This is a genomic window from Marinobacter sp. 3-2 (assembly GCF_003751355.1).
GTDB lineage: Bacteria > Pseudomonadota > Gammaproteobacteria > Pseudomonadales > Oleiphilaceae > Marinobacter > Marinobacter adhaerens.
Genome location: NZ_RJUQ01000013.1, coordinates 1,106,940 through 1,120,879, shown reverse-complemented (window position 1 = coordinate 1,120,879; position 13,940 = coordinate 1,106,940). Strand labels below are relative to the sequence as shown.

Annotated in this window: 12 protein-coding genes and 1 riboswitch; of the genes, 9 read left to right on the top strand and 3 right to left on the bottom strand. The window is 59.5% G+C overall.

The window, feature by feature from the left end:
- Positions 1–6: 6 nt before the first annotated feature.
- From EDB94_RS12415 to EDB94_RS12400, 4 genes are all read left to right on the top strand, one after another.
- A complete protein-coding gene (locus tag EDB94_RS12415; RefSeq protein WP_062786275.1) occupies positions 7–645 on the top strand; it encodes an urea amidolyase associated protein UAAP2 in 639 nt (212 codons plus the stop codon).
- Positions 636–4,262, top strand: a complete 3,627-nt coding sequence (gene uca / locus EDB94_RS12410; protein WP_108018521.1) for an urea carboxylase — start codon at positions 636–638, stop codon at positions 4,260–4,262. Before EDB94_RS12415 ends, uca begins: the two co-directional genes overlap by 10 nt.
- Before the next feature lie 71 nt (positions 4,263–4,333).
- Positions 4,334–5,401, top strand: a complete 1,068-nt coding sequence (locus EDB94_RS12405) for a putative urea ABC transporter substrate-binding protein (RefSeq protein ID WP_014578360.1) — start codon at positions 4,334–4,336, stop codon at positions 5,399–5,401.
- A 219-nt stretch (positions 5,402–5,620) separates the two neighbouring features.
- Positions 5,621–6,232 (top strand): TetR family transcriptional regulator, encoded by a 612-nt coding sequence (locus EDB94_RS12400; protein ID WP_108018520.1) that lies wholly within the window; start codon positions 5,621–5,623, stop codon positions 6,230–6,232.
- On the opposite strand, the gene EDB94_RS12395 is transcribed toward EDB94_RS12400, so the two are convergent.
- A complete protein-coding gene (locus tag EDB94_RS12395; protein ID WP_108018519.1) occupies positions 6,215–7,105 on the bottom strand; it encodes a bifunctional transcriptional activator/DNA repair enzyme AdaA in 891 nt (296 codons plus the stop codon). The two genes, EDB94_RS12400 and EDB94_RS12395, sit on opposite strands and share 18 nt — an antisense overlap.
- Before the next feature lie 94 nt (positions 7,106–7,199).
- Complete coding sequence (locus EDB94_RS12390; protein WP_108018518.1) at positions 7,200–7,898, bottom strand: Crp/Fnr family transcriptional regulator; 699 nt, start codon at positions 7,896–7,898, stop codon at positions 7,200–7,202.
- 130 nt (positions 7,899–8,028) lie between these two features.
- Here EDB94_RS12390 and EDB94_RS12385 point away from each other — a divergent pair, with 130 nt between their 5' ends.
- Both EDB94_RS12385 and EDB94_RS12380 read left to right on the top strand, forming a co-directional pair.
- Positions 8,029–8,799 carry a class II aldolase/adducin family protein gene (locus EDB94_RS12385; RefSeq protein WP_082814060.1) on the top strand — a complete coding sequence of 257 codons (771 nt, stop codon included), beginning with the start codon at positions 8,029–8,031 and terminating at the stop codon, positions 8,797–8,799.
- Positions 8,800–8,817: 18 nt separating this feature from the next.
- Entirely contained in the window at positions 8,818–9,414 is a 597-nt protein-coding gene (locus EDB94_RS12380) for an HD domain-containing protein (RefSeq protein WP_108018517.1), read from the top strand.
- A 15-nt stretch (positions 9,415–9,429) separates the two neighbouring features.
- On the opposite strand, the gene glnT is transcribed toward EDB94_RS12380, so the two are convergent.
- Positions 9,430–10,788: a type III glutamate--ammonia ligase gene (gene glnT, locus EDB94_RS12375; protein WP_108018516.1), complete on the bottom strand. Its 1,359-nt coding sequence runs from the start codon at positions 10,786–10,788 to the stop codon at positions 9,430–9,432.
- Positions 10,789–10,942: 154 nt separating this feature from the next.
- Between glnT and EDB94_RS12370 the strand changes: the two genes are divergently transcribed.
- The 3 genes from EDB94_RS12370 to EDB94_RS12355 all read left to right on the top strand — a co-directional run bounded on the left by EDB94_RS12370 (position 10,943) and on the right by EDB94_RS12355 (position 13,934).
- Positions 10,943–11,974, top strand: coding sequence for an alpha/beta fold hydrolase (locus tag EDB94_RS12370; RefSeq protein WP_108018515.1), 1,032 nt, complete (start codon positions 10,943–10,945; stop codon positions 11,972–11,974).
- A gap of 184 nt (positions 11,975–12,158) precedes the next feature.
- Positions 12,159–12,267, top strand: a riboswitch (guanidine-I (ykkC/yxkD leader).
- 66 nt (positions 12,268–12,333) lie between these two features.
- On the top strand, positions 12,334–13,149 hold the full coding sequence (locus EDB94_RS12360) for an ABC transporter permease (protein ID WP_008171002.1): 816 nt from the start codon (positions 12,334–12,336) through the stop codon (positions 13,147–13,149).
- On the top strand, positions 13,149–13,934 hold the full coding sequence (locus tag EDB94_RS12355; protein ID WP_108018513.1) for an ABC transporter ATP-binding protein: 786 nt from the start codon (positions 13,149–13,151) through the stop codon (positions 13,932–13,934). Before EDB94_RS12360 ends, EDB94_RS12355 begins: the two co-directional genes overlap by 1 nt.
- The last annotated feature ends 6 nt before the right edge of the window (positions 13,935–13,940 follow it).

Here is a 13,940-nt window from a genome sequence, read left to right as displayed (position 1 = left end):
CCGGACATGATCAAGCAAAGCGTATTGAAGCCTGAAAACGCCGCCTTCCGTGAAACCGTGCCGGCGGGCGAGTATTTCCTGAAAGTGGTGAAAGCCGGCGAGACCGTCCGGATCCTGGATCTGGAAGGCAACCAGGCCGCCGACACCCTGTTTTACAACGCCCACAATCCGACCGAACGCTACAGCGCCGTCGACACCATCCGCGAGCAGGGCAATGTCTACCTGACGGCTGGTTCTAAACTGATGTCTTCTGAAAACAACGTGATGCTGGAAATCACCGCCGACACCTGCGGCCGTCACGACACCCTGGGCGGTGCCTGCGCGGCGGAGAGCAACACAACCCGTTATGCCCTCGAGAAAAAGTGCATGCACGCCTGCCGGGACAGCTGGCTGGTGGCCGTCACCGAACATGAAGAACTGGGCATGAGCAAACGGGACATCACCCACAACATCAACTTTTTCATGAATGTCCCGGTCACGGCCGACGGCGGACTCACCTTCGCCGACGGGATTTCCGATGCCGGCAAATACGTGGAGCTGGAAGCGAAGATGGACGTTCTGGTGATGATCTCCAACTGCCCGCAGCTCAACAATCCGTGCAACGGCTGGAACCCGACACCGATTGAGGTGCTGGTATGGAGCTGAGCGGCAGATTCTCAAAGGTCCTGATCGCCAACCGCGGCGCCATCGCCTGCCGGGTTATTCGCACGCTGCGTGACATGGGGCTGACCTCGGTTGCCGTCTACGCCGAAGCGGATTCCGATTCGCTTCACGTACGGCAGGCGGACGAGGCGTATTCCCTGGGAGACGGCCCGGCAGCGACCACTTACCTGGATCAGGACAAACTGTTCGAGGTAATCCGCAAGAGCGGTGCCGGCGCCATCCACCCCGGCTACGGCTTCCTGAGCGAAAACGCCGATTTTGCCCGACGCTGTGACGCCGAAGGCGTGGTCTTCCTGGGCCCGACACCCGAGCAGATGGAACAATTCGGTCTCAAGCATACGGCACGGTCACTGGCTGAAAGCGCCGGCGTACCACTGCTACCAGGCACCGGCTTGCTGACCAATCTGGAGGAAGCGCTAAAAGCCGCCGACACCATCGGCTACCCGGTGATGCTGAAAAGCACCGCCGGCGGTGGCGGCATTGGCATGTCCCGCTGCTACGGCCCGGACGATCTGGGCAAAAGCTTCGAGTCGGTCCAGCGCCTGAGCCAGAACAACTTCAGCAATAGCGGCGTGTTCCTGGAAAAATTCGTGGAACATGCCCGCCATGTGGAAGTACAGTTTTTCGGCGATGGCGGAGGGCAGGTGTTGGCCCTGGGCGAGCGTGACTGCTCCGCCCAGCGCCGTAACCAGAAGGTGATTGAAGAAGCGCCGGCACCCGGGCTTTCCGACGACGTTCGAACCCGTATGCACGCGACCGCCCGCCAGCTGGGCGAGAGCATTGCCTACCGCAGCGCCGGCACCGTGGAGTTTATCTACGACCCGGACACTACCGAGTTCTACTTCCTGGAAGTGAATACCCGCTTACAGGTGGAGCACGGTGTGACCGAGCAGGTGTATGGCGTGGATCTGGTCCGATGGATGGTGGAACTGGGCGCAGGCACCCTGCCCGACCTGGCAAAACTGGGCAGCAACCTTGTGCCTTCCGGCCACGCCATCCAGACCCGGATCTATGCGGAAGACCCCAACAAGGATTTCCAGCCCGGCGCCGGTCTGCTCACCAACGTGGCCTGGCCCGACGAGGATGGCCTGCGAATCGATACCTGGATTCAGCCGGGCACAGAGGTGTCGCCGCTTTATGATCCCATGCTCGCCAAGGTGATTGTGCATGAGGCCGATCGCGAGTCTGCCCGTCAGCGGTTGATGCAGGCACTCGACGACAGCCAGCTCTATGGCATCGAGACCAACCTGAAATACGTGCGCCAGGTGCTGGACGACCCGCGCTTTGCCGAGGGCAGACTGTTTACTCGAACCCTCAACGAATTCGATTACCAGCCGGCCACCGTGGATGTGCTCAGTGGCGGCACCCTGACCACCATCCAGGACTACCCCGGGCGCATCGGCTACTGGGAAATTGGCGTACCACCGTCGGGTCCTTTCGACAGTTATTCGTTCCGGCTTGGCAATCGACTGCTGGGTAATCCGGAAGGGGCTCCAGGCCTGGAAATCACCCTTAAGGGGCCGGTGCTCACTTTCAACCGCGCCACCCAGATTGCGCTGACGGGCGCCCAGCTGGACGCCACACTGGATGATCAGCCCGTGGCTTCCTGGCAGGTGATCGACGTGCCCGCCGGCGCTACCCTGAAGCTGGGCGCCACCACGGCGGACGGCGCCCGGGCCTACGTGCTGTTCCGCGGTGGGCTGGACTGCCCCGAGTATCTGACCTCCTGCAGCACCTTTACCCTTGGCCAGTTTGGCGGCCACTGTGGTCGCGCCTTGCGGGCCGGCGATGTGCTGGCGCTGGCAGATTCGGAATCTGCCCCCCTGATCACGCTGCCTGCAGAACTTAAACCGGCCATCGGCAAGACCTGGAAACTGCACGTTACCTATGGGCCTCATGGCGCGCCGGATTATTTTACTGACGAAGACATCGACACCTTCTTCGCCAGCGACTGGGAGATCCACTACAACTCGAGCCGCACCGGCGTACGACTTATTGGCCCGAAGCCGCAGTGGGCGCGCAGTGACGGCGGAGAGGCCGGCATGCATCCGTCCAACATTCACGACAACGCTTACGCCGTGGGCACCGTGGATTTCACCGGCGATATGCCGGTGATTCTCGGTCCCGATGGCCCAAGCCTGGGCGGCTTTGTCTGCCCGGTGACGGTCATCAGCGCTGACCTGTGGAAACTGGGCCAGCTGAAAGCCGGTGACAAGGTCCAATTTGTTCCGGTCAGTCAGGACCAGGCCGTGGCCCTGCGGGAAGCCATCGACGAGTCCATCGCCACCCTGACCGCAGCGACCGCCCATATCAAACCGATCGCACCAACCTCCCCGATTCTGGCGTCACTTAGTGACGATGAACATGAAACCGGCGTGGTTTATCGGGCCGCCGGCGACAACTACGTGTTGGTGGAATACGGCCCAATGGAACTGGATATCCGCCTGCGCTTCCGCGCCCATGCACTGATGCTGTGGCTGCGCGAGCAGAATCACGATGCCATTCTGGAGCTGACCCCCGGCATCCGATCCCTGCAGGTGCATTACGACAGCCAGAAACTGAACCAGCGAACCCTGCTGGATCTGCTGATCGGTGCCGAAAAGGAACTGGAAAAACAGCCCGAGTGGGATGTACCCGCGCGCATCGTTCATCTGCCCCTGTCCTGGGACGACGAGGCCTGCCAGACCGCCATCGCGAAATACATGCAGTCGGTGCGCAAGGACGCCCCCTGGTGCCCCAGCAACCTGGAGTTCATTCGCCGCATCAACGGACTGGACAGCATCGATGAGGTAAAAAAGACGCTTTTCGAGGCAACCTATCTGGTGATGGGCCTGGGCGACGTCTATCTGGGCGCGCCGGTCGCTACCCCGCTGGATCCCCGGCATCGGCTGGTGACCACCAAATACAACCCGGCCCGCACCTGGACCGCGGAGAATTCCGTAGGCATCGGCGGCGCCTACCTCTGCATCTATGGCATGGAAGGCCCAGGCGGTTACCAGTTTGTTGGTCGCACCCTGCAGATGTGGAACCGCTACCGCACGACCGACCTGTTCGAGGCTGGCAAGCCCTGGCTGCTCCGGTTCTTTGACCAGGTGCGCTTCTACGAGGTCAGTGCCGAAGAACTGCAACAAATCCGGCGGGACTTTCCCAATGGCGACTACCCGATAAAGGTCGAGGAAACCCGCTTCAATCTGAAGGACTACGAGCAGTTTCTGGCGAACAACGACGACGAAATTCAGACCTTCACAGCCAAGCGCAAGCAGGCCTTCGATGAGGAGCTGCAGCGCTGGATCGAGTCGGGCCAGATTAACTTCAGTTCCGAAGCACCGATCGAGGACACCGGCGAAGACGACATTGCCAACCTGCCAGCAGGCCAGCACGCGGTGGAAAGCCACGTAGCCGGCAACCTCTGGGAGTGCCTGGTCAAGCCAGGCGACACCATCGATGCCCAGCGGCCGGTGGCGGTTATTGAATCCATGAAGATGGAAATCGAATTACTGAGCCCCGTAACCGGACGCGTGGTGGACGTGCGTCGGGAAGCGGGACAGGCGGTCTCGCCCGGAACGCCGGTCGTGATCGTTGAAGAGATTACCGAGTAATGCCAGCAACCCCCAAAAAACTTAAGAAAGACCAAACCTGAAAACACGGGCAAGGCCCGAGGAGAGACACCATGAATACACGCGACATCACCAAACGTCTGGCGGCCGGTCTGTTCACGGCCTCCCTGTCCATGGGTGCAATGGCCCAGGAAAAGGATTCCTTCAGCATCGCCTGGACCATCTATGCCGGCTGGGTACCCTGGCAGTATGCCGAGGACTACGGAATCATGAAAAAGTGGGCGGACAAGTACGATATCGAAGTGGATATCGTACAGGTGAACGACTACATCGAGTCCATCAACCAGTACACCGCCGGCCAGTTTGACGGCGTGGTAGCCACCAGCATGGATGGCCTGTCGATTCCGGCCGCCTCTGGCGTGGACACGACTGCGCTTATCGTGGGCGACTACTCCAATGGTAACGACGGCCTCGTATCCAAGGATGCCAAGACCATCGAAGAGCTGGAGGGTGAAACCGTTCACCTGGTTGAGCTCTCCGTATCCCACTACCTGCTGGCACGGGCACTGGCAAGCGTCGGTCTCGAAGAGCGTGATCTGAGCGTGGTGAACATTTCCGATGCCGATCTGGTTTCCGCGTTCCAGACCGACGATGTCCGCCATGTGGCTACCTGGAACCCGCTGCTGGCGGAAGTGGAAGCCTACCCGGGTGCGACCAAACTGTTCGATTCCAGCCAGATTCCGGGTCACATCAAGGATCTGACGCTGGTGAACACGGAAACCCTGGCCGACAACCCGAAGCTGGGCAAGGCGCTTGTGGGTGCCTGGTACGAAACCATGAGCATCCTCGCCTCCGATAGTGAAGAAGGTCAGGAAGCGCGAGCATTTCTCGGCGAGCTCTCCGGTACCGACCAGGCCGGTTATGAGGCTCAACTGGCCGGCATGAAGATGTTCTGGGAACCGCAGATGTCAGTGGATTTCATTAACAGCAATGAAGCCCTGGACGCCATGGACAGCGTTCGCCAGTTCTCGTTCGAGAAGGGCCTGCTGGGCCAGGGCGCCATGAGCCCGGACTTTGTGGGCATCGAGTTCCCGGATGGCTCGATCATGGGTGACACCGGAAATGTGAAGCTTCGGTTTAACGACAGCTACATGCAGATGGCGGCAGACGGGGAGATCTGAGCGATCGTCTTCTAAAACTCTGCTAGGATCGGGCACGATTAGTCGTGCCCTTTTTTGTGGGCTTCGGAGCATGGGTGTGGGCTGATGGCTTCTCCAAAACACGCTCCTTCGGCCCATCCCTGGGGCGCTTGGGCTCCGCCATCCATGGCTCCGCACAGTTTTGGAGAAGCCATCAGCCCACACCCCCATACCCTGAGTGAAGCGTCGAGAAAAAGACCTATGCGCCGTACCAAGGAAGATGCCGAAAAGACACGCCAAACGGTCCTGGAAGCTGCTCTGAAGCTCTTCAGCCGGGACGGTTACTCACTGACAACCTTGAGCCGTATCGCCAAAGAAGCGGGCTGCAGCCGTGGGCCGATCTACTGGCATTTTGAAAATAAGGACGATCTTTACGAGGCCGTACTTGCCTACTCCCAGGAACCGCTGGAAGCACTGGTTGCGGAATGTGCCGGCATGCGGGAAACGCCCATTGAGGCCATGGACCATTTCATCGAGCGCTGGCTGGGCCTGCTGGCCAATGATCGTAAATATCGCCAGTCGTTCGAGATTCTGCTGAACAAGACCGAACTGACCGATGCCATGAGCCGGACTCTGAAGCGGGAGCGGGCGTTGACCAGGTCGATAATTGCGATGTTCCGGGATCTGGTGGGCCAGGCCGCTGAGCAGGGTCTGATCAGTACGCAGGAAGATCCTGAGGATCTGGGGCTGCTGAGTTACACCTATCTGATGGGGATTACCCAGACCTGGCTGTTTGCGCCGAAGCTGTTTTCATTGAAACGAGAGACCGCGTTTTTCCAGCGACAGTTCTGGGTGTTACTCGGCCGAGGCTGAGCGTTCCTGTTCCAGCAAATGCTGCTTTCGGTCGAGCCCCCAGCGGTAACCGCCCAGAGAGCCGTCACTGCGCAGCACCCGATGGCAGGGAATCAGCACGGCGATGCGGTTTCGCCCGCAAGCGGAGGCCACCGCCCGAACGGCTCTGGGCTCACCCAGTCGCTTTGCCAACTCTGTGTAACTCACCACCTCACCTTCGCGGACGCTCAGCAGGAGTTTCCAGACGCGTGTCTGGAAAGCGGTGCCGCGGATATCCAGAGGTACATCCGGGCGAGGCGTGTTCTGGCTGAGGTGTTCGTCCAGAGCGGCAATCCAGGCATCCAGCTCCGGCGATGCCTTTGCCTCAGAGGGAACCAGTCGTGCCTTCGGAAACTCTCTCTGCAATCGATCCTGAAGCGCCGCTTCGTCATCCCCGAATTCGGCAAAACACACGCCCTGATCGGTGGCGGCCATCATCAACAGGCCGAGTGAGGTTTGCCGGCAGGCATGGGTGATGGTTTCACCTTCCCCACCCTTGCCGTAACGGGACGGCGACATGCCGACCTGTCGGTCCGCCTTTCCGTAAACGCGACTGACCGACCCAAAGCCGGCATCGTATATGGCGTCGGTCACCGTTTGACCATGCTTGAGGGCCTGTTTGAATGTCTTCAGGCGCAATGCATCCTGATAGGCCTTTGGCGAAACTCCGAAGGTTTTCTTGAACGCCCTTTGGACGTGGGATGCCGAGAGCCCTATGAACCCCGCCATGTCTTCGAGTGTCAGACGCTCATCCGGCCGGCTTTCAATAAACCGCGCCAGCTCGACCATTCTATCGGGCGCACTGGCAGACAGTTCCGGTTCGCTGTCCACCGCCGAGCGTTCATTGCGGGCCATGTGATGACTCCTTTATCTGCATCCGACCATTCGTTGAAAGGATGCGCGTTTGCGGCCGGCGCTGCCATCCGTTTCTTGCGGTGATCACACATCATTAATCAAGCGATTGGATATACGCCTGTAAGGCCCGGGGACTGGAAAGGGTAATCTGTCCGTAGCCCAAGGCGAGCAAGCCCCGGCTTTCGAGGGCCTTGATACGACTGTGCACCCCTTGCCGGGTCATGCCCATCATGTTGGCCAGTTGCTCGCGAGTGAGTTTCAGGGCGACCGGTTCCACCGATGACGTACGCACGCCCTGGATTTCCGCCAGGAACAGCAAGCGCCGCCCAATCCGCGCGGTCACGCCTCGCAGGGCGTCGTCCTCAATAATCGACATGGCTGACCAGAGTCGCCGGCTGACAAGGTCCAGAGCAATCGGATAGCTCTCAGGGTAGCTTGCCATGAGTTGCCGGAACCCTTCGCCAGGCAACTCGACGATGACAGCTTCCTCGTGGGCTGTCGCTCCATAAACTCTGGGCATACCCGGCGAGAAGACGGTATCTCCGAACCAGGATCCGGCATCAAAGATGATCAGGGTCGCCTCGCGGCCCGCTGCATTCACAGAGGTGATCCGCACGGTTCCGCTGGCAATCACGCAGAGTGTTGACTGCATTGATCCCCGATCATAAATGGGATCGTCGGCGCCAAACCGTCGCGTTCTGGCCATGGCCGCCACTTCCCGAAAAGCCGTATCCGGGAAGCCCGCCAATAAAGGGCAGGAACGCATCACCGCTTCCACGTCTGGCACCGCCATCAACAATCTCCAAAACTGGCAAGACAACCCCATCGAATGTAAACCATTTGACAGTTTGTTGACCATAAATAGGCCTAGACTCGGAGCTGATCCATTCCAACAACAACCGGACACCCCAGAGGTCACCCGAATGTCTGAACCCTTATCAATTCCGTCCAAGAAAGAACAGGTGAGTGCTGAAGAATGGCAACTGCGCGTTGATCTTGCCGCCGCCTACCGCCTGATTGCCCTCTACGGCTGGGACGATCTGATCTTCACGCATATTTCCCTGCGGATCCCCGGTGACGAGCACCATTTCCTGATCAATCCTTACGGCATGATGTTCGAGGAAATCACGGCCTCCAGCCTGGTGCGCATTGACCAGGAAGGGAACAAGGTCAACCCTGACGATTTCGACATCAACCCGGCCGGGTTCACCATTCACAGTGCCATCCATGCGATTCGTGAGGATGCCGCCTGCGTAATGCATACCCACACCACCGCTGGTGTAGCCGTGTCAGCGCAGAAGGAAGGACTGCTGCCGTTGTCCCAGCAGAGCCTGTTCCCGCTCTCGGGTCTTGCCTACCACGACTACGAAGGCGTGGCTCTGAGGGAAGACGAAAAAGCGCGCCTGCAGGCGGATCTGGGCCACGCCCGTTTCATGATCCTGCGCAACCACGGCCTGCTGACCACCGGGCCCAGCGTAGCCGAAGCCTTCCTGGGCATGTACATCCTCCAGCGTGCCTGCGAAGTCCAGATCCAGGCCATGTCCGGGGGCCAGCCGCTGGTGCAGATTCCGGACAGCATTCTCAGTTCGATCCGAGAACAGGCCAAGCAGGTCACCAAGGGTATGGGCGGCAACCTCGCCTGGCCGGGACTGCTGCGCAAGCTGGATCGCATTGATCCAGGTTTCAGAGATTAATTTCGGAGGAAATAAAGCATGAGTGACGTCAATGCGCCCCAGGCGCAGTTCACCCATATGAAAGACGGCACGACAGAAGACTGGCAGACCATCGCAAAGTCATTCGGACAGTTTGCCAAAGGGCTTCCGGACAGGATTCTGGAGCACCTGAAACTGCTGGAGGGCGATTTTGGCGGTTTTCCGATCGACCGGCTGTCCCATTGCCTGCAGACGGCTACCCTGGCCTACCGGGATGGCAAGGATGACGAATACGTGGTCTGTGCGCTGCTACACGACATTGGCGACACCCTGGGCACCTACAACCACGCCGATGTGGCAGCCGTATTGCTGGAGCCCTTTGTCAGTGAAGCCAATCACTGGATGGTAAAGCATCACGCCATCTTCCAGGGCTACTACTTCTTCCATTACCTGGGCATGGACCGGGACATGCGTAACGAATATCGGGATCACCCCCACTTCGAGCGCACCATCGAATTTGTCAGCAAATACGATTCCCCGGCCTTTGATCCCGAGGGCGAGACCCTGCCCCTCGAGTTCTTCGAACCCATGGTGCGCAAGGTCTTTGCCCAGCCGGTAAAGTCGCTTTACAAGGACGCCGAAACCGCCACGGAATAAGCCCCGGACGGGCTATCAGAACATCTTCAGGTAACGATCCACTTCCCAGGAAGAGACGTGGTTCTGATAGCTCTCCCACTCGCCTTTCTTGAAGTCGATAAAGCTTTTGAACATGGCTTCACCGAAAACTTCTTTCGCCAGCGGATCGGCCTCAAAGGCCTCCACGGCCTCGCCCAGGTTCCGGGGCAGATACTCGATGCCCTGCTCGGCAATTTCACCATCGCTGTAGTTGTACATGTTCTCGTGGTGGGGTGCGCCCGCGTCCAGACCTTCACGGATGCCTTCCAACCCTGCAGCGAGAATCAGCGCGCTGCCAAGGTACGGATTGCAGGCAATGTCCGCGGCACGGCATTCGATGCGCCCGCCCATGCCGGGGATCCGGATCATATTAGTGCGGTTGTTGGAGCCATAACACATGAACACCGGTGCCCAGGTGGAACCGGACATGCTGCCCTGGCGAACGAGCCGTTTGTAGCTGTTCACTGTCGGCGCAATCACGGCACTGATGGCAGCGCCATGTTTCAGCACACCTGCGGTGAAGTGATAGGCGATCTTGCTGATGCCGCAGTTGTGCAGATCGTCGCCCTTGGGCTCGAACAGGTTTTCGCCGGTTTTCAGATCCGCCAGCGACATATTGTAGTGGGCGCCACTGCCGGTGCGGTCGGCAAAGGGCTTGGGCATGAAGCTCGCGAAAGCGCCATGTTTGCGGGCAATCTCGTTGGCCATCATCCGGAAGAACACCAGGCGGTCGGACATGGTCAGTGCGTCGGCATATTTGAAGTCGGTTTCGAACTGGCCGTTGGCGTCTTCGTGATCAAACGAGTACACATCCCAGCCCAGCTCGTTCATGGCGTCTACCAGCTCATCCATGATGGGCAGGTTATCCATGAGAGTGCGGGGGTCGTAACAGGGCTTGCCCAGGTTGTCGCGATCACTCAGCGGGGCAAAGCCACCATCCTCGGTATCCCGGAACAGAAAGAACTCGGTTTCAATACCGAGATTGAAGCGATACCCCATATCGGCCGCCGCACTCAGCTGACGACGTAGAATATTCCGGGAACAGGCTTCGAAAGGCGCGCCATTCAGGAACAGGTTGCCCGGGAACCAGGCCAGCTGGCGATTCCAGGGGCAGATGGCCAGCCCATCGGGATCTGGCATGGAGGCTACCTCGTCGTCGGAGATATCCTGGGGCACGCCATCCAGGGCTGCACCCGTGTAAAGCTCCGAGCCTTCCATCATTTGCCCCAGGTGAGCCACGGGCACGAACTTGCCTTTGGTCACACCGTGGATGTCCACGTAGCTGGCAATGGCGTATTTCACACCTTCCTCTGCGAGCTTCTCTTTCAGCGCCTGGGTGTTGGTCAATTCCGTCATCCTGTTTTTCTCCGGCCCGTCATGCGGGCAATCAGTTTGGGTTCTGGCACGTTTCTTTCTTTGTTTGTGCCATTCAACATACATGCCAGCGTGTATATATAAGAGCGAAGGCGAGAGACTTCAGGCAAACAGTCAGCCTGAAAGAGAGGGGAAAATGGCGTCGAAGCAATGGCTTGTAGAAGATTACGAAGCAGGTGACCTGCCTCTGACTTCCGGCGAAACGTTGCGCTCCGCGAGATTGCGGTACCACCGCATCGGCGAGCTGAATGCACCAAAAGACAACCTTATTATGCTGCCCACGTACTACGGTGGTGCAGCCGCGGGTAATCACCCGTGGGTTGGAGGCAACAGCCCCCTCGATCCGGAGCGTTACTGCATCGTTATTCCCGCTTTGCTGGGCGCAGGCGAATCATCCTCACCCTCGAACACCGCCGGAGCACAGGGCGGCCCGGGCTTTCCGGCCGTGTCCCTGTATGACAACGTGATGCTACAAAAGCGGTTGGTGGAGGACGTCTTCGGAGACGCCCGGATCGCGCTGGTGATGGGCTGGTCCATGGGCGGGATGCAGGCGCTGCAGTGGGGCTGTTTGTTTCCGACGCAGGTGCGCGCAGTGCTGGCCACCTGCTGCACCGCGCGGTGCTATCCCCACAACCGGGTATTTCTTGAGGGCGTAAAGGCGGCACTGACCTGTGACCACGCCTTCAAGAATGGCCGCTACCGGACTCCACCCGAACGCGGACTCCGGGCCTTCGGCCGGGTTTATGCGGGCTGGGCTTATTCCCAGGCGTTTTTCCGTCACGAGCTCTGGCGCGAACAGGGTTTTGGCTCCGTTGAAGAGCTGCTTCGATTCTGGGAGCAGGATCATCTGGGCCAAGACGCCAATGATCTGCTCACCATACTGAACACCTGGCAGAACGGCGATATCAGCGACAACCCCGTATTTGGCATGGATTACGAAGCGGCGCTCTCTGCCATTGCCATGCCTACCCGAATGATGCCCTGCACCACCGATCTCTACTTTACCGAGGAGGACGCCAGTGAGGATGGCCGCCGGATGCCCGGCGCAACCGTGGAATCGCTAGAATCGGACTGGGGCCACGTTGCCGGTGGTGCGGGCCGGGAGGCTGCAAGCCACAATCGCATCCTTGCGGCCGCCCGGGCCTTGCTCTCGGGAAAGGCGTCATGATCGAGCATCCGAACCTATGCCGCACCAACCCGATGCATATTTTTGCCGATGCTTTTGCCGGGATGACCCGTTTTCGCCCGCTCTTCGGATCTGGCATGCCATCTGCACTGTTTCCGACTGACGGTTTTCAAAAACCCGATCCGTTCAAAGCACTGTTCACAACACCGCAGACAGAGCGACGGACAAAATGGGTGACTAGGGTTCCGGTCCGGGCAGTCAAGATTCCCGGATGGCTGGTCCGAGAGTTACCGACCTCTGGGGAGGTTACACGGCGGGACAAAAGCCCGGGAGACTGAATCGCAAGGGACGCTGTTACCCGCGATGACCTTGCCGTGTTGTGTAACCAGAGGAGACGATTCATGCGAATGATCAACCATCACCCCGGGCGTGTTTCCGCTACCCTCTTGGGCCTGCTGCCCTTTCTGTTGATCATGCTCATCTACAGCCTGGCCTCCCAGGAGCGCCTGGCAGACAACCCCAACGACAAACTCCTTCCGGGTCTGGAGCAGATGACCGCGGCCGTCGATCGCATGGCTTTTCAGGAGGACCGTCGCAGCGGCGACTACCTGATGTGGCAGGACACGACCGCCAGTCTGGCGCGCCTTGGAATGGGCGTAGGTATCGCCGCCTCGCTGGCGCTGGTGGTCGGTATTCTAAATGGGGTGCTGCCACTGGTCAGGGCCAACCTTGCTCCTCTGGTTTCTGCCCTTTCCATGGTGCCGCCGCTGGCCATACTACCGATTCTCTTCATTGTGTTCGGGCTGGGCGAGCTTTCCAAAGTCATGCTGATCGTGATCGGCACCGCGCCCATCATGATGCGGGATGTGGCCCAGCGGGTTCGCGAGCTCCCGGGCGAGCAGCTGATCAAGATCCAGACCCTGGGCGCAAATTCCTGGCAGGTGATCACCCGCATGGCCCTGCCCCAGGTGCTGCCCCGCCTGATCGACGCCGTGCGCCTGAGCCTTGGCCCCGCATGGCTGTTCCTGATTGCCGCCGAGGCGATTGCCTCCACCGAAGGCCTCGGCTACCGGATCTTCCTGGTGCGACGCTACCTGGCCATGGACGTGATCCTGCCCTATGTCATCTGGATCACCATTCTCGCCATTGTTATCGACCAGTGCCTGCGTCTGGCAAACCGCAGGCTGTTCCCCTGGTACAACGCAGGAGGCCACTGATGAGCTTCATTACTGTCAACAATCTCTGGAAGGAATACGGCGATCAGGTGATCCTGGAGAACCTGAACCTGAGCGTGAAACAGGGCGAATTCTGCACCCTCGTGGGCGCCTCCGGGTGTGGCAAGTCCACCTTCCTGAAAATGCTTTTGGGCCAGGAAACCCAGACCCGCGGCGAACTGCTCCTGGAGGGCGAGGCCTTCCCCGGAGAGCCGGACCGAAACCGGGGTATCGTATTCCAGCGCTACTCGGTGTTCCCACATCTGACGGTGCGCCAGAACGTGCTAATGGGCCTGGAACTGGAACAGAAACCCTGGCTGGGCAAGCTGTTCGGCGGCGCCCGCAAGGTAGCCCTCGAGAAAGTCGATGCCATGCTGGAGTCGGTGGGCCTGAGCCCATCGGCCAACAAATGGCCCCATGAACTTTCCGGCGGCATGCAGCAGCGCCTAGCTATCGCCCAGTCGCTGATCATGCGCCCACGGGTTCTGCTGCTGGATGAGCCCTTCGGCGCATTGGACCCGGGTATTCGCGGTGACATGCACGACCTGCTGCTGAAACTCTGGCAGGAAACCGGCACCACCATTTTCATGGTGACCCACGATCTTAAGGAGGGTTTTTATCTGGGCACCCGACTGCTGGTGTTCGACAAGGTGCGCAACGATCCCCATGACCCACAGGCATTCGGTGCCACCATCACCTACGACTTGCCGATCGGGCAAACGGATCGAAAACTGCTCGAAGACATCCACCAGTCGGTCAGCGAGACAGCCCGCAATCAGGCAGCATGATATTTC

Coding starts and splice junctions, on each gene's coding strand:
- EDB94_RS12380 (WP_108018517.1), top strand. CDS start 8,818: ATGAGTGACGTCAATGCGCCCCAGGCGCAGTTCACCCATATGAAAGAC.
- uca (WP_108018521.1), top strand. CDS start 636: ATGGAGCTGAGCGGCAGATTCTCAAAGGTCCTGATCGCCAACCGCGGC.
- EDB94_RS12355 (WP_108018513.1), top strand. CDS start 13,149: ATGAGCTTCATTACTGTCAACAATCTCTGGAAGGAATACGGCGATCAG.
- EDB94_RS12360 (WP_008171002.1), top strand. CDS start 12,334: ATGCGAATGATCAACCATCACCCCGGGCGTGTTTCCGCTACCCTCTTG.
- EDB94_RS12405 (WP_014578360.1), top strand. CDS start 4,334: ATGAATACACGCGACATCACCAAACGTCTGGCGGCCGGTCTGTTCACG.
- EDB94_RS12390 (WP_108018518.1), bottom strand. CDS start 7,898: ATGGCGGTGCCAGACGTGGAAGCGGTGATGCGTTCCTGCCCTTTATTG.
- EDB94_RS12415 (WP_062786275.1), top strand. CDS start 7: ATGATCAAGCAAAGCGTATTGAAGCCTGAAAACGCCGCCTTCCGTGAA.
- EDB94_RS12370 (WP_108018515.1), top strand. CDS start 10,943: ATGGCGTCGAAGCAATGGCTTGTAGAAGATTACGAAGCAGGTGACCTG.
- EDB94_RS12385 (WP_082814060.1), top strand. CDS start 8,029: ATGTCTGAACCCTTATCAATTCCGTCCAAGAAAGAACAGGTGAGTGCT.
- glnT (WP_108018516.1), bottom strand. CDS start 10,788: ATGACGGAATTGACCAACACCCAGGCGCTGAAAGAGAAGCTCGCAGAG.
- EDB94_RS12400 (WP_108018520.1), top strand. CDS start 5,621: ATGCGCCGTACCAAGGAAGATGCCGAAAAGACACGCCAAACGGTCCTG.
- EDB94_RS12395 (WP_108018519.1), bottom strand. CDS start 7,105: ATGGCCCGCAATGAACGCTCGGCGGTGGACAGCGAACCGGAACTGTCT.